The sequence below is a fragment of the Microbacterium sp. NFH-22A-Y genome, assembly GCF_021401375.1.
Taxonomy (GTDB): Bacteria; Actinomycetota; Actinomycetes; order Actinomycetales; family Microbacteriaceae; genus Microbacterium; species Microbacterium hominis.
In genome coordinates, this window is sequence record NZ_JACBGF010000003.1 from 308,562 (window position 1) to 332,622 (window position 24,061).

Below are 24,061 nucleotides of genomic sequence, written 5' to 3' on the forward strand. Positions count from 1 at the left end.
AGGATGACTTCGACGCGCGCCCCACGCATCGGGGTCATGGGTGGAACCTTCGACCCGATCCACCATGGACACCTCGTGGCAGCGAGCGAAGTCGCGCAGTCCTTCGACCTCGACGAGGTCGTCTTCGTGCCCACGGGGATGCCGTGGCAGAAGGCAGACGTGACGGCGGGGGAGCACCGCTATCTGATGACCGTCATCGCGACGGCATCCAATCCGCAGTTCACCGTCAGCCGCGTCGACATCGACCGCGGCGGACCCACCTTCACCATCGACACGCTTCGCGACCTCAAGGCCGCACGCCCCGACGCCGAGCTCTTCTTCATCACGGGAGCGGACGCGATCGCGCAGATCCTCGGATGGCGCGACCACGACGGCCTGTGGGACCTCGCCCACTTCGTCGCGGTCTCGCGGCCGGGACACGTGCTGTCCACGGAAGGACTGCCCGAGGAGGTCGTCAGCCGGCTCGAGATCCCCGCCCTGTCGATCTCGTCGACGGACTGCCGCGCACGCGTCCGGAAGGGACACCCCGTGTGGTACCTCGTCCCCGACGGCGTCGTCCAATACATTGCGAAGCACCACCTTTACCGGAGCGAGGCATGAGCACACCCGACCAGCCCGAAACTCCCCAGCTGACCCGGCGGCAGCTGCGCGAGATGCGCAACACCGCCTCGACGCCGGTGATCACCCCCGAAGAGGCCGACAAGGCCGCGCACGCCGCCGAGCCGGCCCCCGCGGTCGTCGCGCCGTTGCCGCGCGCCGCTGAGCCCGCAGACGTGCCCGAGGCGCCCCCGGCGGCAGCCGACATCGACCTCGACGCCCAGCCCGTCACCCGCCGGGCCTCGAGGCGGCAGGAGCGCCTGCGCACGGCATCCGTGACCGTCGCCGACGACACGGCGACCGACGAGGGCGACGGATCCGCCGCGCCCGCCGAGGCGCGCGATGCCGCGGCGGGTTCCGGTGTCGAGGCTCCCGCATCGCCGGAGGAGACCCCCGCCGTGACCCGCGAGCCCTTCGCGGAGGCGCCCGAGTCTCGCGAGACCGATGAGCAGGAGCGGCCGATCGTCGCGCCGACCTTCGGGTCGGGCCTCCTCGCCGGCGAGAACGTCGATCTGGAGCTGCCCGCGTCGTTCGATCAGCTCCTCACCCGCGGCAGCACCGCGACGGGGGCACTCTCGGCCCCCAACGCGCTCATCCTGTCGCAGACGCCCGAGACGGGCGCGCTCGTCTCGCCCATCACGGCCACCGGCGAAGTGCTCATCACCGGCACCTTCTCGCTGCCCGAGTCCTTCGGCTCGACCGGCACGCTGCCCGGCCTCGCCGACAACAAGGAGACGGATGCCGTCCTCGTCGACGGTGAGCTTCCGGCCTCGTCCTCACCCACCCCGATCGCGGCGAGTTCCGCGATCAGCACGATCAAGAGCGCAGAAGACATCATCAAGCCGCCGGCGCCGGAGAAGGGGAGCCGGCTCATGCTGGCCCTCGTCATCACCGCCGGCGCGCTCGCCCTCGCCCTGACCGGCGTGCTGATCGTCGCACTCGTGACAGGAGCCTTCCGATGACCGCCGCCGACAGCACCCGCGACCTGGTCGCGATCGCCGCGGCCGCGGCAGAGAGCAAGGGCGCCGAGGATCTCCTCGCGTTCGATGTGTCCGAGCCGCTGCCCCTCGTGGATGTGTTCCTTCTCGCGACCGGATCGAGTGAGCGTAACGTCGCGGCGATCGCCGACGCGGTGGAGGAGGCCATGCTCGAACAGGGCGTCAAGCGGCTGCGCCGCGAGGGCCGCCAGGAGTCGCGCTGGATCCTCCTGGACTTCGGCGATCTCGTCGTGCACGTCTTCCACGAGCAGGAGCGGGTGTTCTACGGTCTGGAACGGCTGTGGAAGGACTGCCCGATCGTTCCCATCGAGGTCGCCGCGCCGGCCGCCGCGGAGTGACACGTGTTCGTTGCACCCCGCGAGATGTAGTAAGGTAGAGGGGTTGCCGCGAGCGGCAGACAACTGAAAATGGGCCTGTGGCGCAGCTGGTAGCGCACCTGCATGGCATGCAGGGGGTCAGGGGTTCGAGTCCCCTCAGGTCCACCAATATTGCTGATCAAAGGCTGTTCTCGGCATCCCTCGAAGGTCCCCGAGAGCTTCTGTTGTAGCTGATTCGTCGTCGTGTTTCGAGTATTACGGCTCCGTCGAGCCAGCATCACAGATGGAGCCGACCCCGGAGTGCGTGGAGCACTTCTCGCACGCACACCAGAAGGCGGCATGAAAGAGGCGGCACTGCGTTTCGTCGTGCCGCCTCTTCGTCGAGATTCAGTGGCCCTCGACCGTGCGCAATCTGCCGTTGTGGAAGGCGATGAGCTTCACTCGCCGCCAGTACGGCTCGCCGATGAGTCCGGGCACTGCAGAACGCGCGACTGCAGCAACGAGCAGCGCAGACAGTCCTGCCGTAACTGCGAAAAGCGGCCCCATCCACGGAGCTTCGGGACCGATGACGACGGCGCCAATGACAATGGCGACGGTAGACATTACTCCGGCCGTCGTGGTGATCACGCGCAGCGGGCTAGCGGGAACTGCGCCAAAGGTCACACCCGTGCTCACGGCGATAAGGGCCGTGATCGTGTAGACGAGCATCTCGTTCATCTTGTCTCCTCGTTCGTCAGCAACCCACGCGCCAGATGCTACCCGGTGCGGGGACGACGTTGAAGAAGAGACACGACTTGGGCTTGTCACTCTGGGCGAGATTCGCCTGTAGCTGGATGTATGAACACGCTGCACATGCCGACCGCCGCCTTGGGGAACACGTATGCGACTTTCGCCTACTGCTGGTGCATTAATCGTGGGCGCATTGGGTTGCCCTCCGATTGTGCACATGTTGCGCGCCCGCGCTGTCGGATTCGGCGGCCTCAACATCGAGATACGACGCGCAATTGCTCTTCGCCTGAAAAGCCACGCGCGCATGACAATCCAGACTATTTCGGGCTGTCTGGGGCCGTCGGAATAGGACGCGCGGCGAACGAGCTGGGTGTTTCGACGAGCTAGGACGAGGAGGAGAGCTGCGGCGCAGGCGAGTGCGAATGCGCGTCCGCGGCGAACTGAGGTCCGCGAACGAGTCACATATGCTCTGACACGAAGGGGCTGATGCCATGACGCGAGTGCCTCAAAGTGGGTGCTTTCGTCTACATCGGCCGCCGACAAGGCACACTCGCTCTCGTCGGCGGTCCCGCATGGTCAGCCGTTCGGATGACGGAGAGGAACGGCATGGTTGCGGCGGTCGACCTGGCATATCCGTTCGCGGGTCGCTGGCTCGTTGGCAACAGCCCGGCAGATCGGGTGCCGAGTCACGGCACGACTCTCTTCGCCACGTCCTACGCCATCGATTTCGTTCCCGTCGACGACGCGGGGCGCACGGCGCCGATCACGGCCCGTTCGCTCGTGCGCGCGGAGCCGCCGTCGCTGTTTCCCGGGTTCGGACGCCCTCTGCTGGCGCCCGTCGACGGCGTGGTCGTCGCCGCCCATGACACCGAGCCCGATCACCTCGCCCATCGCGGTCTGCCCTCGATCGCCTACGCGCTCACTCAGCGACGACGCGTCCGCGGCGGATGGGTGGCACTGGCCGGCAACCACGTCCTCATCGACCGGGACGGCGTCATCGTGGCGCTGTGCCACCTTCAGCGGGGGAGCCTCGTCGTGCGCCCAGGTCAGCGCGTGCGGACCGGCGACGTCGTCGGCCGCTGCGGCAACTCCGGCAACAGCACCGAGCCGCACCTTCACCTGCAGGCCATGGATTCTCCCGACGCCGATCGCGCTCGCGCCGTGCGCCTCCGCGTCAACAGTGCGCTTCCGCATCGCGGGGAGGTCATCGACGCGATCGCAGGAGGGCGTCCCGAGGGGTCAGGTCTCAGCGGAATTGGCTGAATGAATGCTGTGCGCGACCATTGATCGGCGGTAGCGTCCCCTCAGTGGTCCGCAGCGACGCGCGACCCGATTCCCTCAGGGACGGAGTTCACCGATGAAGTTCTTCCAAAGACTCGGCCGATCGATCATGCTCCCGGTCGCGGTGCTGCCGGTCGCCGCGATCCTCTCCGGTATCTCCTACTGGATCAGTTCTGCCGCCGGCGGCTCGAACATCGTGTCCGCCTTCCTCGGCGCCGCCGGCGGCGCCCTGCTCGACAACATGCCGCTCCTGTTCGCCGTCGGCGTCTCGATCGGCATGGCGAACAAGACCGACGGCACCTCGGCTCTCGCCGGCCTGGTCTCCTGGTTGACGATCACCACCCTCCTGGCCCCTGCCACGATGCAGAAGCTGCTCGGCATCGAAGACCTCGCGAACGTCAATCCGGCGTTCGGCAAGGTGCAGAACGTGTTCGTGGGCATCGTCGCCGGTCTGATCGGCGCCTGGTGCTACAACAGGTTCAAAGACACGAAGCTGCCCGATGCGCTCTCGTTCTTCTCGGGGAAGCGCTCGGTCGCGATCGTCACGGCCGGGCTCTCCCTGGTGGTGGCCGTGGTTCTGATGTTCGTCTGGCCCGTTGTCTACGGCGCCCTCGTCACCTTCGGCGAGTGGATCTCGACGCTCGGCCCGTTCGGCGCCGGCCTCTACGGCTTCATGAACCGGCTGCTGATTCCCACCGGCCTGCACCACGCGCTCAACTCGGTGTTCTGGTTCGACGTCGCCGGCATCAACGACCTCGTCAACTTCCTCAACGGCACCGGTACCTACGGCGTCACCGGGCAGTACATGGCGGGGTTCTTCCCGATCATGATGTTCGGTCTTCCGGGCGCCGCCCTGGCGATGTATATGACCGCCGACTCACGACGCAAGAAGGTCACCTACGGCATCATGCTCTCGGGCGCGATCGCCTCCTTCTTCGTCGGCGTCACGGAGCCGCTCGAGTTCGCCTTCATGTTCGTCGCTCCCTGGCTCTACCTCATCCATGCCGTCTTCACCGGCATCTCCGTCATGATCGCGGCGATGCTCCCGACGCGACTGGGCTTCGGCTTCTCCGCCGGATTCATCGACATGTTCCTGCAGTGGACGAATCCGATGGCAGAGAACCCGTGGATCCTCCTGCTGCTGGGCGTCGCCTGGTTCTTCATCTACTTCTTCACGTTCTACTTCCTGATCAAGCGGTTCAAGCTGAAGACTCCGGGCCGCGGCGACGAGCTCGACGAACAGGATGCCGACAACGTCGGCACGAGCCTCACGGGCTATCACGGCACGGCGGAGAAGTTCATCGCGGCGCTGGGCGGGAAGCAGAACATCATCGACGTCGACAACTGCGCGACGCGGCTGCGCATGGAGATCGCCGACACCTCTCAGGTCGACGAGCACGCGCTGAAGCGTGCCGGCGCTGCGGGCACCATCAAGCCGGGCGGGCATTCCGTGCAGGTCGTGTACGGCCTCAACGTGCAGTTCGTCAAAGACGCGATGGAGGACATCCTCAACGACCGCAACATCGAGGCCTTCCGCGGTGCGGATGCGGGCCAGACCGGCGCGGCGGCGGGCTTCGTGGGCGGCGTCGGGGGCGCGGCGGTGGCGGCGGGCGCCGCCGCCGAACAGCGACTGCGGGCGCGGACCGTGCCCGCGGCGACGCTGCAGCTGCGTCAGCCCGTCGCCGGCACGGTGCTCCCGCTGTCCGAGGTGCCCGACGCCATGTTCGCCGAGGGCACGATGGGTCCCGGACTCGCGATCGACCCCGCGGGCGACACGATCGTGGCGCCCGCGGCAGGAACCGTCGCCTCGGTGTTCCCGACCGGCCACGCGATCGGACTGGCTCTGGCCGACGGCACCGAACTGCTGATCCACATCGGCATCGACACCGTGGACATGAAGGGCGACGGATTCGAGACCCTCGTGAAGACCGGAGACGCCGTGAGCGCCGGCACGCCGCTCCTCCGCTTCGACGCCGACAAGATCCGCGCCGCGGGACATTCCGCGATCACACCGGTCATCGTGCTGAACAACGAGAACGCCACCGTCGAGTTCGTCTGACCGACGGCGATCCGCGCGAGGAGCGGGCGGAAAAGCCCGCTCCTCGTCGTGTCAGGAGACGGGTTCGATCAGTTCCGGACCGTTGTTGCGCACGTTGCCGACCTCGCGACCCACCTGACGCATCATCAGCCCGTCGACGAGCACCGGAGAGGCGTCGATCGTCGCGTCGAGCAGGTCGCCGACGTTCTCGGTCGTCGGGTCGAGCCACACATCCGCGTAGTCGGCGTCGATGAACAGCGGCATCCGATCATGGATCGACCCCAGCTGACCGACCGCGCCACGCGTCATCACCGTGAAGCTCAGCATCCACCGCGTGGGATCGTCCGGAGCCTTCGCCGGATCCTTCCACCACTCGTAGAGCCCCGCGAAGAACAGCGGCTCATCACCGGCCGGGTGGATGTAGTACGGCGTCTTGACGCCGTCCTCGGTCTTCCATTCGTAGTACCCGGATGCCGGGACGATCGCGCGCCGCGCGATCAGCGCCTGACGGAACATCGGTTTGTCCTCGACCTCCTCGGCGCGCGCGTTGATCGCCTTCGCACCGATGCCGGGATCCTTCGACCAGGAGGGCACGAGCCCCCACCGGGCGGCCTCGAGCCGTCGCGTGGGCGGCTCGGTCTTCGCCGAGTCGAGGACGATCGCGACACGATCGGTAGGTGCGACGTTGTACGAGGGCGCCGGCAGATCGTCACCGATCACGTCCACCCGGAGGACGCCGACCAGCTCGGACCCGGAACTGCCCACGACGAAACGACCGCACATGCGGCCAGCCTACGCGGGGCCTCCGACGCCGTCGGCGTCGAGCACGCCGATCTCCGCGAGACGATCCAGAAGCGCGGCGCCGTCGTCACCCGTCACCCACGGCACCGCCGCGGCCGAGTGATCGTCGACGGCGGTCCGGCCCCCGGCGAGGACCGCCTCGGCGGAGGACAGCCGGCGGATCGCCACCGCCCGCACACGCTCGGGGTTCTCGCTCGTGAAAGCCGTGTACAGCGCGTCGTCGTGCTGGCCGTCGTCACCGATGAGCACCCAGGACACCTGCGGGAATTCTCGGGCGAGGCGCCGCAGGTTCTCCTCTTTGTGGGCGCGACCGCTGCGGAACCACCGGTCGTGCGTGGGCCCCCAGTCCGTCAGCAGCAGCGCACCCGGCGGGAAGAGGTGTCGTCGCAGGAAGCGCTGCAGGGTGGGCGCGACGTTCCATGCGCCGGTGGACAGGTAGACGACCGGAGCCCCGGGGCTCTCGCGCACCAGGCGTTCGAGGAGCACCGCCATGCCGGGCACCGGCTGACGGGCGTGCTCGTCCAGGACGAAGGAGTTCCACGCCGCGACGAGAGGACGGGGCAGGGCGGTGACCATCACGGTGTCGTCGACGTCGGAGATGACGCCGAAGCGCACGTCGGCGCCGACGACGAACACGCGCGTCTCGAAGGGCTCGGAGCCTTCGACGGTCATCGTCAGGGGTTGCCATCCCGGTTGGAGGCGCGCGGGCAGCACGGTGTCGACCACGCCGCCGCGGTCGGCCACGACGTCATGGCTCACACCGTCGATCGTGACCGTCACGTGGGCGTACCCGACGGGCACTGCCGCGAAGCTCCGCCAGCCGCGCACGCCGATGTCTTCGCCGCGATGACGCGTGCGGCGGCGTGTGCGCACGGGCGGCACGATGAGCACCCGGCCCAGCACCCGCACCCAGTCCTCGCCGCCGTAACCCGGATAGGCGGACACGCTCGGCCGCAGCCCGCGGGCGCGGGAGCGACGCTCGCGCCAGGCGTGGAATCTGTACTCCAGACGAGCGATCCAGAGCACCTTGACACGCGGTGCGGGTTCGGCGTGCATCGCTTCAGTCTTTCATGTCCTCGGTCGGACGGGTGTCCGCGTCGTCGAGGCGCATGTGCCGCGCCTCCCGCGCGACGATCACGCGCTTGGCGATGTACGCGAGCACGAGGAAGACGGCGATGACGGCCACGAAGAGGTATCCGGCGACGTGCAGCCGGTCGGCGAGTTCGCGGTAGGTGCCCGCCGCCGCCGCCGCGACGCTGACGTACGCGACCGCCCAGACGGTACAGGCCGGCGCGGTCCACGCCAGGAAGCGGCGGTAGGAGAAGCCGCTCATCCCGACTGTGAGCGGCACGAGCGAGTGCAGCACCGGCAGGAAGCGGGACAGGAAGATGGCGGGGCCGCCGCGGCGACGCAGGTAGAGCTCCGCGCGGGTCCAGTTGTCCTCGCCGATGCGACGCCCCAGCCGCGAGAAGCGGATGCGCGGGCCGAGCCACCGACCCAGCCAGAAGCCGATGCTCTCGCCCACCAGCGCCCCGACGACCACGACGACCATCAGCACCGCGGCCTCCGCGACCGACCCGACCGCCGTCGCGGCGACGATGACGACGGTGTCGCCGGGGACGATCAGTCCGACGAGGACGCTCGTCTCCAGCAGGATGGCGATCCCGGCGAGAACCGTGCGCAGCACGGGGTCGACAGTCTGCACGGCATCGAGCAGCCACGAGAGGAACTCGTTCACGCGACCAGCCTATGCGGCACCTGGGTGTGCGTATGCCGCGCGGCGGGTCCCGGTCGGCGCGGCGCCGCCGTCTAGCCTGGGAGGATGCCCGCGCGCCTCGTCGCACATCCGCTCGCCTGGACCGATCCCGCGGCACTGTTCCGCGGCGGTCTCGGCGACCACGAGCACGCGTTTTGGCTGGATGCCGGGCCGCACGCGACGACCGGGTACAGCTGGATGGGCGTCGGCGTCCCCGACGAGATCGGTCCTTCCGACGTCGTGCTGGCAGCGGACGGCGGCGCAGGCGATCCCGTCCCGCCGGGACCGTTCCGCGGCGGGTGGGTCGGATGGTCGGGCTTCGATGCCGCCGCACGGGCGGCGGGGGCACCGGCCACCGTCGACGACCGGGACGGACCGCAGGAGGCGTGGCTGCGCGTGCCCTGGTTCGTCACCGTCGACCACGCCGCGCGCGCGATGTGGCTGGTCGCCGAGCCGGCGGAGCTGGCCGCGGCGCTCGCGCTCCTCGACGCGCGCCGGGATGCGCCGCCGCGGACGGATGCCGGGGGCGTCGTCGCCACGGCATCCGCTCGCCAGCGACCCTCGGAGTACCGCGCGCTGATCGAACGCTGCCGGGCGGCGATCCGCGCGGGGGAGGCCTACCAGCTGTGCCTGACGACGCGCTTCGACGTCGCCGCATCCGACCCGATCGACCCCGTCGACACCTATCTGCGCCTGCGCGCGGCCCTGCCCGCGCACCACGGCGGCATCATCCGCAGCGGCGCGTTCGCCCTGCTCAGCGCGAGTCCCGAACGGTTCCTCGAGGTGGCCGACGGTATGGTCCGTACCCGCCCGATCAAGGGGACGCGTCCGCGCGGCGGCGACAGCGCCGAGGACGCGGCCCTTGCCCGCGAGCTGGCGGAGAGCGTCAAGGAGCGCGCGGAGAACGTGATGATCGTCGACCTCATGCGCAACGACCTCCAGCGCGTGTGCGCACCCGGCACCGTGAGCGCGGAACGCCTGCTCGAGGTGGAGTCGTACTCGGCGGTGCACCAGTTGGTCAGCACCGTCGCGGGACGGCTCAGGCCGGGGACGACGTGGGCGCGGCTGCTCGCGGCGACCTTTCCCGCCGGCAGCATGACCGGGGCGCCGAAGCTGTCGGCGATGCGGATCCTGCACGGGCTCGAGGCCGGACCGCGCGGACTCTACTCCGGCTGCTTCGGCTGGGTCGGCGACGACGGACGCGCCGATCTCGCGATGACCATCCGCTCGATCGTGCTGCATCCGGGAGGCGCCTACGTGGGGGCCGGGGGCGGCATCACCTGGCTCTCCGACCCCGATGCCGAGGTGGCCGAGGTGGGCGTCAAGGCCCGGGGTCCGCTCGGTGCGCTCGGCGCCGCCCTCCCGCCGGGATGGTAGGGCGGGTCCGCTAACCTGGAAGCACGCCTCTCGCGCGTTCCCCAGCTTTCAGATTGGTCTTCCCCTTCCCATGAGCAGCCCCACAGACATCGCCACCGCCGCCGAGAACGGACCGTACGACGTGCACGCCGTGCAGGAGAAGTGGCAGCGCATCTGGGCCGAGAAGGACCCGTTCCGCGCCGGCGGCGACGACGACACGCGCCCCCGCAAGTACGTGCTCGCGATGTTCCCCTACCCCTCGGGTGATCTGCACATGGGTCACGCGGAGAACTACCTGTACTCCGACATCGTCGCGCGCTTCTGGCGGCACCGCGGCTACAACGTGCTCAACCCCATCGGCTGGGACAGCTTCGGCCTGCCCGCCGAGAACGCCGCCATCAAGCGCGGTGTCGAGCCGCGCGGCTGGACCTACGGCAACATCGCGCAGCAGCGATCGAGCATGCAGCAGTACGGCGTCTCGTTCGACTGGTCACGCGTGCTGCACACCTCCGACCCCGAGTACTACCGCTGGAACCAGTGGCTGTTCCAGCGCCTGTACGAGAAGGGGCTCGCGTACCGCAAGGACGCGCTGGTCAACTGGGACCCGGTGGACCAGACGGTGCTGGCGAACGAGCAGGTGCTGCCCGACGGCACGTCCGAGCGCAGCGGCGCCGTCGTGGTGAAGAAGAAGCTCACGCAGTGGTTCTTCCGCATCACCGAATACGCCGACCGTCTGCTCGACGACCTCAACCAGCTCGAGGGCTTCTGGCCGCACAAGGTGCTGCAGATGCAGCGCAACTGGATCGGCCGCTCCGTCGGCGCCGACATCGACTTCGAGATCGAGGGTCGCACCGAGAAGATCACGGTGTTCTCGACGCGACCCGACACCCTCTACGGCGCCACGTTCATGGTCGTCGCCCCCGACTCCGACCTGGCCGCGGAGCTGGTGGCCTCGGCATCCCCGGAGGCGCGCATGCGCTTCCAGGACTACCTCGACACCGTGCAGAAGACGAGCGAGATCGACCGGCAGACGGCCGACCGCCCGAAGACCGGCGTCTTCCTGGAGCGGTATGCGATCAACCCGGTCACGGGGGAGCGGCTGCCCATCTGGGCCGCCGACTACGTGCTCGCCGGCTACGGCCACGGCGCCGTCATGGCGGTGCCCGCCCACGACCAGCGCGACCTCGACTTCGCGCGCGCGTTCGACCTGCCCGTGAAGGTGGTCGTCGACACGACGGCGCCGGTCACCGGCGCGATCCCCGTCATCGAGCTGGATGCCGAGGGCGTGCCGATCGATCCGGGTGCCCCGGGCCTGGACGAGATCGATCCCGCCGTGACGGGGGTGGCGCTCACGGGCGACGGCCGGATGATGAACTCCGGCCCGCTCGACGGACTGAGCAAGCGCAACGCCATCGCCCGGGCCATCGAGCAGCTCGAGGCCGCCGGCACCGGTCGCGCCGCGAAGACCTATCGCCTCCGCGACTGGCTCATCTCGCGTCAGCGCTACTGGGGCACGCCGATCCCGATGGTGCACACCGCCGACGGTCGCATCGTCCCGGTGCCGGACGATCAGCTCCCCGTCGAGCTCCCGGCGATGGAGGGCCTGGATCTCACGCCCAAGGGCTCCTCGCCCCTCGGCGCGGCGACGGGCTGGGTCGAGACCGTCGACCCCGAGACGGGCGAGCCGGCCCTCCGCGACCCCGACACGATGGACACGTTCGTCGACAGCTCGTGGTACTTCCTGCGCTTCCTGTCGCCGGGGGACGCCGCACGGGCGTTCTCGTCGAAGGAAGCCGACCGCTGGGGTCCGGTGGACTTCTACATCGGCGGCGTGGAGCACGCGATCCTCCACCTCCTGTATGCCCGCTTCATCACGAAGGCGCTGTTCGACATGGGCTTGGTGGAGTTCACCGAGCCCTTCTCGAACCTCATCAACCAGGGCATGGTCATCCTCGACGGCGCCAAGATGAGCAAGAGCAAGGGCAACCTCGTGCTCTTCCAGGACGAGCTCAACGCCCACGGCGCCGACGCACTGCGCGTCGCGCTCGCCTTCGCGGGCCCCGTAGAGGACGACAAGGACTGGAGCGACGTCTCGACCACCGGCGCCGCCAAGTTCCTCGCCCGCGCCTGGCGCATCGCGCACGACGTGTCGAGCGCCCCGGACGTCGTGTGGGCCGAGGGCGACACGGCCCTGCGCCGCGTGACCCACCGCCTGTGGGCGGATGCCCCGGCGCTGATCGAGCAGACCAAGTTCAACGTCGTCGTCGCCCGCCTCATGGAGCTCGTCAACGCGACGCGCAAGACGATCGACGGCCCCGCGGGCCCCTCCGATCCGGCCGTTCGCGAAGCCGCCGAGGCCGTGGCGATGATCCTCGACCTGTTCGCCCCGCACACGGCGGAGGAGATGTGGGAGCAGCTCGGGTACGAGCCGTTCGTGGGTCTCGCGACGTGGCGCCAGGCCGACCCCACCCTCCTGGTCGAGGAGTCGGTGACCGCGGTCGTCCAGATCGACGGCAAGGTGCGCGGCACCCTGACGGTGCCCGCTCGCATCTCGTCCGACGAGCTCGAGGCGCTCGCGCGCGCGGACGAGAAGGTCGTGCGCTCCCTCGCCGGCCGCGAGATCGCCCGGGTCGTCGTGCGCGCGCCGAAGGTCGTCAGCTTCACGACGGCCTGACCCCGCGAGGGGAGGAGCCCCTCCTCCCCAGGACGCTCGCCCCGCCGGCTCTCCACGAACAGCCGCCGGAAGGGATCGTCAGCCGCGCTGAGGGTGTGAGCGTGGGCGGGTGAGTTCTCCCGAGGAGATGGCCGCGGCATCCGCCGACGCCGCCCTGGCCCGTGTGCGGCGACGCCGCCTCGGCACCGGCGCGGCGATCGTGCTGGTGCTCGCGGTCGCGGCGATCGCGGTCGTCATCGGGTTGGTGCGCTCGGCCGCGGCGCCCGCCGCCTCGGTTCCCGTGGCGGTTGCGGACCCGACGCCGCCGCCCGTGTACGTGCACGTGTCCGGCGCGGTGACTCACCCCGGGCTGTACCGGCTCGACGACGGCGCGCGCGTGGTCGACGTCGTGGCCGCCGCCGGCGGATTGGCCGACGACGCGGATGCCGCGGCCATCAACCTCGCGCGCCCGCTGAGCGACGGCGAGCAGCTGCACGTCCCGCGCGTGGGGGAGAGCGCGCCACCGGCCGCCGCCGCGACCGGGGAGGGACGGGTGAACCTGAACACCGCCGATGCCACCGCTCTCGACGCGCTGCCCCGCGTCGGCCCGGCGATCGCGGAGCGCATCATCGCGTGGCGCACCGAGAACGGACGGTTCACGAGCGTCGACGACCTGCTCTCGGTGCCCGGGATCGGCGAGAAGATGCTGGCGGGGTTGCGCGATCGGGTGACGGTGTGAGGGTCGGCGCGCGGACGGAGCGGGCGATCGGCGGACGCCGCCTCCGGCGACGCGACGCCCGGCTGGTGCCGGTCGCGGCCGCCGCGTGGCTCGTCGCGGGCCTGCTGACCGCCCAGGCCGAGGTCTCCGGCGTCGTCGCGACGGCGCTGTGGGCGGCATCCGCGGCCGTGCTGCTCTTCGCGGTGCGCCGCGGCCGTGCGGCGCCCGCGTGCGCACTGATCGCGGTCGCCCTCGCCGCGAGCGGCGCGGTGGCGATGCAGGTCGCCGCAGCCCAGCCGACGCGCGCGGTCGTCGCCGCCGCCGACACGACCGGCGGCCGCGCCCTGTCGGTGATGGCGACCGCGGTCGGCAAGATCGAGCGCAGCGCGACCGGGTGGCGCTTCGACGCGATCCTGGAGCGGCTCGAGTACGGCGACACCGTGATCTCCGCGGCGGCCCCCGTCCTCGTGCGGACGGCCGAGGTGCCCACCGGCCTCGACCTCGGCGCGCGGGTGCGACTGCGGGGCACGGGCTGGCGACCGGAGGCGGGCGACCGGGCGGTGCTGGTCATCGACGCCGCGTCCGTGCCCACGCTGCTGTCGGGGCCGACAGGAGCGCTGTCCGTCGCGTCGGAGCTCCGCCGCGGCCTCGTCGAGGTCACGGCCGGACTGCCCGATCCCGGGCGCGGACTCATCGCGGGACTCGCCGTCGGTGACACCTCCACCGTCGACCCGGGGCTGGACACCGCGATGAAGGCGTCGTCGCTCTCGCACCTGACCGCCGTCAGCGGGGCGAACTGCGCGCTGGTCGTGGGGATGGCGTTCGGGGGCGCCGCCGTCTGCGGCGCGCGTCGCGGCATCCGGGTCGGGGCGGGCCTCGCCGCCCTGGTGGCGTTCGTCGTGCTCGTCTCGCCCGAGCCGAGCGTCGTCCGCGCCGCGACCATGGCTGCGGTGGCGATGCTCGGCGTACTCCTCGGACGCACCGGCGCGGGACTGTCTCTGCTCGCCGTCTCGGTCGCGGTGCTCGTCATCATGGATCCGTGGCTGGCGCGCTCGCTCGGCTTCGCCCTGTCCGTCACGGCGACGGCCGCTCTGCTCGTCGTGGCCGGCCCGCTGGCAGACGGGTTGGCGCGGTGGATGCCGCATCCCCTCGCCCTGGCCCTGTCGGTGCCGCTGGCCGCCCAGCTCGCCTGCGCCCCGCTCATCGTGCTCATCTCGCCGCAGGTCTCGCTCTACGGGGTGCTCGCGAACGTCCTCGCCGCACCGGCCGCTCCGCTCGGCACGGTCCTCGGGCTCGCCGCGTGCGTATGCGCCGGCATCCCCGTCCTCGGAGCGGGGATGGCCGTGCTCGCCTGGCTTCCCGCGGCCTGGATCACCGCGACGGCCACCGTCGTCGCGCAGCTTCCGGGCAGCGTCGTGTGGTGGCCGCAGGGTCCGGTCGGGCTCCTCGCCCTCGCCGTGGTGGTCCTCGCGGTCGGGCTCCTTCTCGTGCGGACGCGCCGGGTCTGGCGCATCTCCTCGCTGCTCGTGCTGGCGGTCACCGCCGCGGTGGCGCTGGGCGTGGGACCGGTCGCGGAGATCGGGGAGCGCGCCCGGATCCCGTCGGACTGGACGATCGCGGCGTGCGATGTCGGCCAGGGCGACGCGCTCGTCGTGCGGTCGACGGCGCACGTGGCGCTGGTCGACACCGGTCCCGACCCGGCAGCGCTGGAGCGCTGTCTGCGCACGCTCGGCGTCGACCGCATCGAGCTGCTCGTGCTGACCCATTTCGACCACGACCACGACGGCGGCGTCGCGGCCGTCGTGGGCCGCGTCGACGTCGTCGTCCACGGACCGGCCGGAACCCCCGACGATGAGCGCACGCTCCGACGTCTCGCCGAGGGCGGAGCCCGACCGGTCCGTGCCACCGCGGGGATGACCGGCCTGCTGGGAGACGCGCGGTGGCGCGTGCGGGGGCCGGAGAGCAAAGCGGCAGCGGGCAACGACGCCAGCGTGGTCATCGAGGTCACCGGTCCCGCGGTCCCCACGACGCTGATGCTCGGCGACCTCTCGGCGGACGGGCAGCGTCGCCTGGCCGCGAGCGCACCGCTGCTGACGTCCTACGCCGTGGTCAAGGTCTCCCACCACGGCAGCGCGGATCAGGATGCCCGGTTCTACGCCCGCCTGCGCCCGGCTCTCGCGATTGTCTCGGTAGGCGCGAACACGTACGGGCATCCGCGCGCGGAGACCCTCACGATGCTCTCGGGGCTGGGCGCACGCATCGACCGCACCGACGCCGAGGGCCTCATCGTCCTGTGGAGCGAGGAGTCGGCCCTCCGCGTCTGGCGCGAGAGGTCTCCGCCGTGACGGCGGCGGCCCGCGACCACGTGGCGGGGCGACGCGACGTCGGACGGCGTCGATAGGCTGGAGGCATGCCACCCGCCGCCCGTCGTCCCACCGCGCGCGGGGGTTCCCGCACCGCGTCGGCGATCCCGCAGATCTCCTGGCGCAGCCCCCAGCCGGCGCCGATCGTGCTCGTCTCGGGGCCGGAGGACGTCTGCGCGGAGCGGGCGACCGCCGGCATCCGCGAGTTCCTGCGCGCCGAGGACGCGAGCCTCGAGGTCTCCGACCTCCGCGCCGACGACTACACCTCCGGCAGCCTGCTGACACTGACCTCGCCGTCGCTGTTCGGCGAGCCGCGCCTCGTGCGGGTCGGTGGCGTGGAGAAGTGCTCCGACGCCTTCCTCACGGAGGCACTCGCCTACATCGAGGCCCCGCAAGAAGGCGCCACCGTCGTCCTGCGCCATACGGGATCGAGCGTCCGCGGCAAGAAGCTGCTCGATGCGATCCGCTCCGGCACGGGCGGGGGAGTGGAGATCGCCTGCCCCGCGGTCAAGCGCGATTCCGACCGGTTCGACTTCGCCGCCGGTGAGTTCCAGACCGCGCGCAAGAAGATCGCGCCGATCGCCCTGCGCGCCCTCGTCGGCGCCTTCTCCGACGATCTCACCGAACTGGCCGCCGCCTGCCAGCAGCTCATCTCCGACGTGCCCGGTGACATCACCGAACAGGTCGTCGAGCGCTACTACGGCGGCCGCGTCGAGACGTCGGCGTTCACCGTCGCCGACACCGCGATCGCCGGCCGCTACGGCGAGGCGCTCGTGGCCCTGCGCCACGCGCTCGCGAGCGGAGCCGACCCGGTGCCGCTGGTAGCCGCGATCGCCTCGAAGCTGCGGACGATGGCGCGGGTCGCCGGCCTGCGCGAGTCGTCGGCATCCATCGCCGCACGCCTCGGGATGAAGGACTGGCAGGTCGACCGCGCCCGGCGCGACCTGACCGGCTGGAACGAGACCAGCCTGGGGCGCGCCATCCAGGCGGCGGCGCGCGCGGATGCCGAGGTCAAGGGCGCCTCGCGCGACCCCGTGTTCGCGGTCGAGCGCCTGATCACGATCATCGCGACGCGCGCCCCCTACGGCGCCTGACCCGGACACGACGAAGGCCCGCCCCGGATGCGGGACGGGCCTTCGTGCGACGGGATGCGGCTCAGAGAGCGGCGACCTGCTTCGCGATCGACGACTTGCGGTTCGCGGCCTGGTTCTCGTGGATGACGCCCTTGCTCACGGCCTTGTCGAGCTTCTTCGAGGCCTTGGCGAGAGCCTTCTCGGCGGCGGCCTTGTCGCCGGCGGCGATGGCCTCGCGGGTGCGACGCACCTCGGTCTTCAGCTCGCTCTTGACGGCCTTGTTGCGCTCGCGCGCCTTCTCGTTGGTCTTGTTGCGCTTGATCTGCGACTTGATGTTCGCCACGTTCGACGGCTCTTTCGTTCGGTTTTCGATGGATGTGCCGGGGTAGCGGTAGAGGGACGCCTCCGGCGGCGTGCGGGGTGGGACCCACACGCAAGCCAATCACCGAGTCTATCAGGTTGCCGCGCGGCGACCCCGCAATGCGCCGCGCACCCGCGCGCGTGGGGCATGATCGGATCGACCGGGCCCGATCCGGCCGATCCGACGGAGCACCGACGAAGGAGCCTCCCGTGAGCGCAGGGTCCCCCCAGAACGCCCCGACCGCCCCGACCTCCGGCCGCCGCGCGGGCGCGGGCTGGTTCGCACTGTTCACCCTCGCGTGGCTCGCGATCTGGACCGCGCAGCTCACCCCGCTCCAACTCCTCATCCCGCTGCAGCTGGACACCCCGGGTGATGCCGACCGTTGGATCTCCGGGGTCGTCTCCTCGGGCCTGGTGCTCGCGGCGGGAGGCCTCGCCGGGGTCATCGCCGGACCGCTGGCCGGGGGCATGAGCGATCGGACGCGCGGCAGGTTCGGGCGCCGGCGCCCGTGGGCACTGGGCGGTGTGCTCCTCGGGGCGGGGTCGCTGGTCGCGATCGCCTTCGCGACCGGGCCCCTCGGCGTCGGGGTCGCATGGGTGGGCGTGTCGGTCGGCGTCGCCGTCGCCTCCGCCGCCTTCACCGCCATGATCGCCGACCAGCTGTCGGCCCAGCGAGGCACGGCGTCGGCGGCGATCTCCTCTTCGCAGGCGCTCGGCATCGTGGTCGGCGTCGGCGTCGTCGTGCTGCTCGGACTCGGCGTGGTCGCGGGCTACCTCATGCTCGGCGCCATCCTGCTCGTCGCCGGAGGAGCGGGCGCGCTGCTGCTGCCCGACCCGCCCGCACCGGCGGCGTCGGCGACCGCGCGCACGCGCCGCGCGCTGTCGGCCCGGTTCGCCGCCTTCCGTGATCGAGACTTCGCGTGGATGCTGTGGGGCCGCCTCGTGGCCAACATCGGCAACGCACTCGGCACGGGGCTGCTGCTCTTCTTCCTGCTGTACGGCCTCCACCGCGACCCGGCCGCCGCTCAAGACGAGCTCCTGCTGCTGATCGTCGTGTACACGGTGTTCGTCGTGCTCGCCTCGGTGCTCGCCGGGGCGGTGTCGGATCGCACCGGCAACAGACGAGGGCTGACGGTCGGCGCCGCGCTCGTGCAGGGCGGCGCGGCACTCCTGCTCGCGGTGTTCCCGTCGTTCGAGATGTCGCTCGTGGCGGCCGGTCTGCTCGGCGTCGGCTACGGCGCGTACATGTCGGTGGGTCTCGCCCTCGGCACCGACCTGCTCCCGTTCGCGGAGGACAGTGCGCGCGACCTCGGCTTCGTCAACGTGGCCGCGAGCCTCGGTCAGCTCCTCGGGCCGCTCATCGGCGCGGGACTCGTCGCGGCGGTGGGCGGATTCTGGCTGCTGTTCCTGGGCTCCGCCGTGATGTCGGTGGTGGGCGGCCTCATGACCTTGATGGTGCGGGCTCCCCGGCGGCATCCATCGTCGCCAGCGCCAGATCGAGCACGGCGTTGAAGACCCGCGGGCGCATCGCGGTGACCAGGTGCGACGTGCGCGGCACGACGATCAGTTCCGCGCCGGGCACGAGAGAGGCGAAGAGCCGCTCGTTGACGCGCAGCTGATCGAACTGCCCGTTGACGAACCACGTGGGCACGTCGATCCGGCGCAGGGCGGCCAGCAGATCCAGCACCGACAGGCTCCGCAGCGCGATGTCCTGCGCGTCGTAGGCGTAGCCGCCGGCGCCGAAGTCGGCACGGGTCTCCGAGGGCAGTGTGCGATCGAGAACCCATTCGGCGATGGGAGCGCCCCGCCCCGGGAGACGGTCGAAGCCGCGCGCGAGCGTCCGGTAGGTCTGCAGCGCGAGTCCGCGCGGGATGGCCGTGCACGAGGCCGCCACGAAGGCGTCGAGCGGGGGGCGCGTCTCATCGCCGGCGTACGCGATCGAGAGCAGTCCGCCCATCGAATGCCCGACGAGCAGCACGCGGCCCTGCCCGGCCGCCGCGCGGACGGCGATGTCGATCGTCGCGAAGGCGCCGTCGAGGGTGAACTCCTCGGCCATTCGCGTGCCGTGACCGGGGAGATCGAGGGCGATCGCGGATACCCCGCGGTCCTCGAGATGCACCACCTGCGCGCGCCACATCGTGGCGGACGTGCGGATGCCGTGCACCATCACCACGGTCGTCCTCACCCGGCCAGCCTAAACGGTGGCCACGCACGCCGACGGCCCCGGACACCCGCCGAAGCGGGGCCGGGGCCGCCGGGACGCGCGGATCAGCCGACGACGCGGCGGCGGCGTGTCGTCATCGCGAGCATCATGCCCGCTGCGAGCAGGAACGCACCGCCGAGCGCGAGGCCCCAGGGGAGCTCGGCGCCCGTCGTGGCGAGCACGCCCTCACCCACCACCTCCAGCGGCAGGTTCAGCACGACGCGACCGTCGGCGCCCAGCACGATGAGGTGATGCGTGCCGGTCTCGAGCGTCCGCGGCACGGCCACCGTGAAGGTGACCCGTCCGCTCGCGTCCGCGGCGGGGATGCCGGTGATCACGATGGGCTGGCTGTTCAGCGTCGCCGCGACCTGCTCTCCGGCGCCGAGACCGGTGAGGGTGACGGTGAAGGACGAGCCGCGCTCGATGCGACCGCCGGCGGCGAGGCCGGTCGTCGACACGCCCACGCCCGATCCGCCCGTCGACGGCGCGGTCGTCGTCGGAGACGGCGACGGCGAGCCGGTCGGCGACGCGGTGGGGGAGCCGGTCGGAGTGCCCGTCGGCGACGGCTCCGGTGTCGGCGTGCCGGTCACGAGCTTCGCCCGGCCGAGCGCCGACGGGGCGATCGGGTCGACCGCCGCGGCGTACGCGAGCGTAGCCGCCAGGTCGACCTGGCCGGTGTCGGTGCGATCCGTCCCCTGCGCGAAGGGCGCGAAACCGTCACCGCCGTTGGCGAGGAACGAGTTCGTCACCACCGTGAAGGTGTCGGTGTCGGCGATCTTCGTGCCGTTCAGCGACATCGAGACGATGTGCCCCGACCGCGATGCGCTCTGACCGGCCGGCGGCGCGTCCTCCGTGTACTCGTAGGAGAAGCCCTGCGAGACGCCGAGGTGCAGCTTCGGGCGGTCACCCGTCGCCTGCCACTGCCTCGTGAGGATGTCCTTGAGCTGGGCACCCGTGAGCGTCACCGTCACGAGCGTGTTCGCGAAGGGCTGCACGTCGGCGAGCTGCTTGTAGGTCACCGTGCCGTCGCCGACGTAGGTGAGGTCCGCGCGCAGCCCGCCCGGGTTCATGAGCGCGATCTGCGCCTTCTTCCCCGCGTACGCCGGGTTCGTGCTGGTCGCCCACAGGTAGACGTCGGCGACGGTGTTGCCCATCGTCGACTCCACTCCACGGTCGGAGCCCTTCGTCCCGCCGCGCAGGATGTCGCCCGTGATCGTGCCCACGGGCTGCGCTCCGATGGTGTTGGCCTGGTCGCTGAATCCCTTGACGAGTGCCGCGACCTCGGCATCCGGGGTGAACGGCGTGCTGGCGAAGGTCGTGATCGTCGGGGAGATCGACACGAGCTCGTCGGCGCGCTTGTCGTACGTCACGGTCAGCTGTCCCAGCGCCTTGCCGTACTCCGAGGCCTGGATGACCGGACGCAGCCCGCCCGTCGACGCGACCTGCACCTCGCACGCGTACGTCTGGTGCGTGTGCGCCGAGACGATGGCGTCGATGTGGGCGGACGCGCCGCGGATCAGGGCGCCGAAGGCCGAGGGGTCGGTGGCGACCGCCTCGCACTGGTTCGACACCGACGATCCGGAGTGCGTCAGCAGCACCGTCACGTCGGCGAGGTCGCCGTCTGCGATCTCGTCCGCCACCCGGTTCGCGGCCTCCAGCTGGTCGCCGAAGTCGAGGTCCGCGATACCGGCGGGGTCGACCATCGTGGCGGTGTCGGTGGTGACGGTGCCGATGAAGGCGACACGCACGCCGTCGATCGTCTTGATCGCGTACTCGGCCAGCGCGGGCGTCTTCGTGCCCTTCAGGTAGACGTTCGCCCCGAGTGCGTAAGGCGCACCCGCCGCGATCTGCTCCGGCGTCGCGCCCGACGGATCGACGTTGCCGCCGAATCGCGGGATGACACGGTCCCTGAGGTCGGCGAAGCCACGGTCGAACTCGTGGTTGCCGACCGCCGAGACCTCGAGCCCGGAGGCCTTCAGCGCATCGATCGTCGGGGAGTCCTGCTGGATCAGCGAGGTGAACGTCGACGCGCCGATGTTGTCTCCCGCAGACACGAGAACCGTGTTCGGGTTCTGCGCCTTCTTCGTCGCGACCGCACCGGCGAGCACGGCCGCGCCGGCCTCGCCCTGGTTGCCGGCCTCGATGCGTCCGTGGAAGTCGTTGATCGTGAGGATGTCGATCGTCGTCGGCGCTCCGGCGCCCGCGGACAGCCCGACCTTCAACGGATCGTGGTCGCTCGAGCGATAGGGCCCCTCCTGCCAGAACAGCGTGCCGTGGTTGTTGTAGCGGCTGTACTCGAGCGCCACCGACTCACCGGAGTTGATGTTCCAGACGTCGCCGCCGGTCACGCGCTTCCACGCGGCCTCGTTGAGGAGCACGTGGTCGAGCGAACCGGAGAGACCGTCGAAGGAGTAGGTCGAGCGACCCAGCTCCAGCCCCGACTCGGCATCCGTGTACCCGGCGTCGTAGAGGACCTTCAGCGGGTCCTCCTGAGTGTAGGAGTTGAAGTCGCCGACGAGGACGGCGGCGTCTCCGGTGCTCGTGAGCGACGTCACCCAGTCGCGTAGCGCGGTCGCCTGCGCGACGCGCGCCGGGTTCCAGGCGCCCTGGCCGTCCTTCTGGTCGGCCTGCGCGCCCGACGCGCCGGACGAGCCCTTCGACTTGAAGTGGTTCACGACGAACAGGAACGGCTCGCCGCCCGCGACCGGTGCGAACTTCTGCGCGATCGGCTCACGGGCGTTGTCGAACGCCTGGCCGGAGCCCGACAGCGTTCCCAGCGCGAGCGCGTCGCCCACCCGCTCCACACGAGCGGGCTGGTAGATGATCGCGTTGCGGATGACGTCCTGCTCGGACGCGTCGGGCAGCTGCGCGGATGCCGGCACGTATGCCCACTTCGAGGAGCCCGCCGCGGTGTTGAGTGCGTCGACGAGCGTGGAGACCGCCGTGTCGGGCGTGCTCGGCGTGGTCTTCGCCGAGTTCTCGATCTCCATCAGACCCACGACCGACGCGTCCAGGGTGTTGATCGCCGAGACGATCTTGGACTGCTGGCGCGCGAGGTCGGCAGCACCCCAGGCGCCACGCAGGTCGCACCCGGTGCGGACGTTGGTGCCGACGCCGGCGCGATCGGTGTACGGCTGGCACGCCGCGTTCGACGAGCCCAGCGTGGTGAAGTAGTTGAGCACGTTGAACGAGCCGACGCTGAGGTCGCCGCCGACGGAGGCCGGTGCCGCCGTGCGCGGATTGCTGAACGTGGCCTGACCCTGCGTGACACCGTCGCCGGGCAGGAACGATGCCGGGTTCAGCTTCCACGCGTTGTTGCGGTAGTCGAGGACGAACGAGCCGGTGAGGGTGGCGGTGCCGCCCACGACGACCGGGTGGTCGACGGAGACGTAGGCCGGGGTCAGGTCGCCGTTGAGAAGCGCTCCGGTGCCGCTGTTCGCACGCGCGGCGTAGTCGAGCGATCCGCCGTCGTCGAGGACGACGCCGCGCGCGAGGTTGTCGGCCGCGACGGCCTCCGCCTCGGCGGAGCCGGGGCGCGCGACGTCGGTGGGCTGGCGCAGCACTCCCGTCCCGGCGGCGAGACCGACCTCGCCGTAGCGGTTCGTGTTGTTCGTGTTGGTGACCGTGAAGGTGCTCGAGACGGTGACGAGCATCGACTCGAGGCTCTCACGCTGCGCGATCGACGTCGGCCAGCTCGTGAGCGTGACCGGCGCCGGCTTCGCGGCATCGGCGATCTTCGTCGTCTTGCCGGCCTCGACGCTCAGCTGGGTGAGTCCATTGAACTCGCCCGCCGTCCCCGTCACCCGCACGGTGTCGCCGAGCGCGACCTCGTTCGCGACGGACGCGGTCCTGGTGTACACGAAGACGGCGTCGGATGCGGTGTGGCTGCCCAGATCGATCGCACCGCCGGTGCCGGGCGTCTGGATGACGTAGCCGTTGTAGCCGCCCACCGGGTAGTGCGCGGTGACGACGCCCTCCGTGGTGACGGTCTGGCCGTTGAGGGGCGTGGCGTCGCCCGTGCCCTGGATCGCCGCGATGGGAGTCACGGTGTCGGTGCCGGGAGCCGTGGACGTCGGGCTCGGGCTCGGCGATGCCGTCGGCGAGGCGGTCGGCGAGGGCGACGGGACGTTACCGGCCGCGTTCTGCGGCGTGGGATCGGCCGCCACGAAGTCGGCGCCGTTGACGGCGGTGTTCGTGTGGGCGGCGTCGCGCGTGATGCTCGTCGCGTTCGTCGTCGCGGGGGCGGGCGATCCGCCGGCGGCGGGCGCGGCGGCCGAGCCCCAGGCGACGTAGTCGACGACGTCGGCATCCGTCGGGCCCGTGATCGCCGCCGCGCTCGACACGAGTGCGACCTTGCCGGTGGTGCCGCTCATGGCCAGGTCGCCGATCGCGTCCGGCGTGGGCAGGGCGGTCGTGCCGCCGGCACCGATCTTCTCCTGCACGAGGAAGGTCGATCCCGCCGGGATCGATCCGGAGAGGGTGTTCTTGGTCCACGTGGTGCCGGTGGCCGAGGCGTACTGCAGCGACCACCCCTCCAGGCTCACCGCCGAGGAGGAGACGTTGACGAGCTCGACGAAGTCGTGCGTGTAGGTCGCGCCGTTGTTGCCACCCCCGCCGTAGACCTCGTTGATGAGCACAGCCGCGCCGGTGTCGACGGCGGCTCGCGCCGGAAGGGCGGCGAGCCCCAGACCGCTGAAGGCGAGGGCTCCGGCTGTGATGGCGGCGACGACCGAGCGTCGCTTCCGCCTGTCGGCGGTGGGACGCGGTGCGTCCGGTGTCTGATCTGACACGTGTTCTCCCTGGTTTCGCATGCAACAA

At 70.9% G+C, this 24,061-nt stretch carries 18 protein-coding genes and 1 tRNA gene; 12 read left to right on the forward strand and 7 right to left on the reverse strand.

The window, feature by feature from the left end:
• Positions 1-3: 3 nt before the first annotated feature.
• The 4 genes from nadD to L0965_RS12520 all read left to right on the forward strand — a co-directional run bounded on the left by nadD (position 4) and on the right by L0965_RS12520 (position 2,080).
• A complete protein-coding gene (gene nadD, locus L0965_RS12505; protein ID WP_060958561.1) occupies positions 4-600 on the forward strand; it encodes a nicotinate-nucleotide adenylyltransferase in 597 nt (198 codons plus the stop codon).
• Positions 597-1,559 carry a hypothetical protein gene (locus L0965_RS12510; RefSeq protein WP_101306289.1) on the forward strand — a complete coding sequence of 321 codons (963 nt, stop codon included), beginning with the start codon at positions 597-599 and terminating at the stop codon, positions 1,557-1,559. Before nadD ends, L0965_RS12510 begins: the two co-directional genes overlap by 4 nt.
• Complete coding sequence (rsfS, locus tag L0965_RS12515; protein ID WP_060958563.1) at positions 1,556-1,933, forward strand: ribosome silencing factor; 378 nt, start codon at positions 1,556-1,558, stop codon at positions 1,931-1,933. The genes L0965_RS12510 and rsfS overlap by 4 nt, the downstream gene beginning before the upstream one ends.
• A 71-nt stretch (positions 1,934-2,004) precedes the next feature.
• Positions 2,005-2,080 (forward strand) — tRNA-Ala (locus L0965_RS12520).
• Positions 2,081-2,299: 219 nt separating this feature from the next.
• On the opposite strand, the gene L0965_RS12525 is transcribed toward L0965_RS12520, so the two are convergent.
• A complete protein-coding gene (locus tag L0965_RS12525) occupies positions 2,300-2,629 on the reverse strand; it encodes a hypothetical protein (protein WP_234057991.1) in 330 nt (109 codons plus the stop codon).
• 600 nt (positions 2,630-3,229) lie between these two features.
• On the opposite strand from L0965_RS12525, the gene L0965_RS12530 reads away from it, so the two are divergent.
• Entirely contained in the window at positions 3,230-3,904 is a 675-nt protein-coding gene (locus tag L0965_RS12530) for a M23 family metallopeptidase (protein ID WP_308192930.1), read from the forward strand.
• Positions 3,905-3,998: 94 nt separating this feature from the next.
• Positions 3,999-5,981, forward strand: coding sequence for an N-acetylglucosamine-specific PTS transporter subunit IIBC (gene nagE / locus L0965_RS12535; RefSeq protein ID WP_101306292.1), 1,983 nt, complete (start codon positions 3,999-4,001; stop codon positions 5,979-5,981).
• Positions 5,982-6,032: 51 nt separating this feature from the next.
• Here the strand turns inward: nagE and L0965_RS12540 are convergent, their stop codons facing one another.
• The 3 genes from L0965_RS12540 to L0965_RS12550 are packed head-to-tail and all read right to left on the reverse strand — an operon-like array spanning position 6,033 to position 8,499.
• On the reverse strand, positions 6,033-6,743 hold the full coding sequence (locus tag L0965_RS12540) for an SOS response-associated peptidase (protein WP_101306293.1): 711 nt from the start codon (positions 6,741-6,743) through the stop codon (positions 6,033-6,035).
• 9 nt (positions 6,744-6,752) lie between these two features.
• Positions 6,753-7,817, reverse strand: a complete 1,065-nt coding sequence (locus L0965_RS12545; protein WP_101306294.1) for an App1 family protein — start codon at positions 7,815-7,817, stop codon at positions 6,753-6,755.
• A gap of 4 nt (positions 7,818-7,821) precedes the next feature.
• Positions 7,822-8,499 carry a DedA family protein gene (locus L0965_RS12550; protein ID WP_101306295.1) on the reverse strand — a complete coding sequence of 226 codons (678 nt, stop codon included), beginning with the start codon at positions 8,497-8,499 and terminating at the stop codon, positions 7,822-7,824.
• A gap of 84 nt (positions 8,500-8,583) precedes the next feature.
• Here L0965_RS12550 and L0965_RS12555 point away from each other — a divergent pair, with 84 nt between their 5' ends.
• The 5 genes from L0965_RS12555 (at position 8,584) to holA (ending at position 16,701) form a co-directional block, all read left to right on the forward strand.
• Positions 8,584-9,894 (forward strand): anthranilate synthase component I family protein, encoded by a 1,311-nt coding sequence (locus tag L0965_RS12555; protein ID WP_101306296.1) that lies wholly within the window; start codon positions 8,584-8,586, stop codon positions 9,892-9,894.
• 70 nt (positions 9,895-9,964) lie between these two features.
• A complete protein-coding gene (gene leuS, locus L0965_RS12560) occupies positions 9,965-12,547 on the forward strand; it encodes a leucine--tRNA ligase (RefSeq protein WP_101306297.1) in 2,583 nt (860 codons plus the stop codon).
• A gap of 127 nt (positions 12,548-12,674) precedes the next feature.
• Complete coding sequence (locus L0965_RS12565; RefSeq protein ID WP_101306298.1) at positions 12,675-13,265, forward strand: ComEA family DNA-binding protein; 591 nt, start codon at positions 12,675-12,677, stop codon at positions 13,263-13,265.
• Positions 13,262-15,589, forward strand: coding sequence for a ComEC/Rec2 family competence protein (locus L0965_RS12570; protein ID WP_101306299.1), 2,328 nt, complete (start codon positions 13,262-13,264; stop codon positions 15,587-15,589). Before L0965_RS12565 ends, L0965_RS12570 begins: the two co-directional genes overlap by 4 nt.
• Before the next feature lie 65 nt (positions 15,590-15,654).
• On the forward strand, positions 15,655-16,701 hold the full coding sequence (gene holA / locus L0965_RS12575; RefSeq protein WP_101306300.1) for a DNA polymerase III subunit delta: 1,047 nt from the start codon (positions 15,655-15,657) through the stop codon (positions 16,699-16,701).
• A gap of 61 nt (positions 16,702-16,762) precedes the next feature.
• On the opposite strand, the gene rpsT is transcribed toward holA, so the two are convergent.
• Positions 16,763-17,023 (reverse strand): 30S ribosomal protein S20, encoded by a 261-nt coding sequence (gene rpsT / locus L0965_RS12580; RefSeq protein ID WP_036285140.1) that lies wholly within the window; start codon positions 17,021-17,023, stop codon positions 16,763-16,765.
• Between the two features lie 227 nt (positions 17,024-17,250).
• Here rpsT and L0965_RS12585 point away from each other — a divergent pair, with 227 nt between their 5' ends.
• The gene (locus L0965_RS12585; RefSeq protein ID WP_223848925.1) at positions 17,251-18,552 is read left to right on the forward strand and encodes an MFS transporter; all 1,302 of its coding nucleotides are present in this window, start codon (positions 17,251-17,253) and stop codon (positions 18,550-18,552) included.
• On the opposite strand, the gene L0965_RS12590 is transcribed toward L0965_RS12585, so the two are convergent.
• Together L0965_RS12590 and L0965_RS12595 are read right to left on the reverse strand one after the other, a co-directional pair.
• Positions 18,482-19,225 (reverse strand): alpha/beta fold hydrolase, encoded by a 744-nt coding sequence (locus L0965_RS12590; RefSeq protein ID WP_101306302.1) that lies wholly within the window; start codon positions 19,223-19,225, stop codon positions 18,482-18,484. The two genes, L0965_RS12585 and L0965_RS12590, sit on opposite strands and share 71 nt — an antisense overlap.
• Positions 19,226-19,308: 83 nt before the next feature.
• On the reverse strand, positions 19,309-24,033 hold the full coding sequence (locus L0965_RS12595; protein ID WP_101306303.1) for an ExeM/NucH family extracellular endonuclease: 4,725 nt from the start codon (positions 24,031-24,033) through the stop codon (positions 19,309-19,311).
• Between the last annotated feature and the right edge of the window lie 28 nt (positions 24,034-24,061).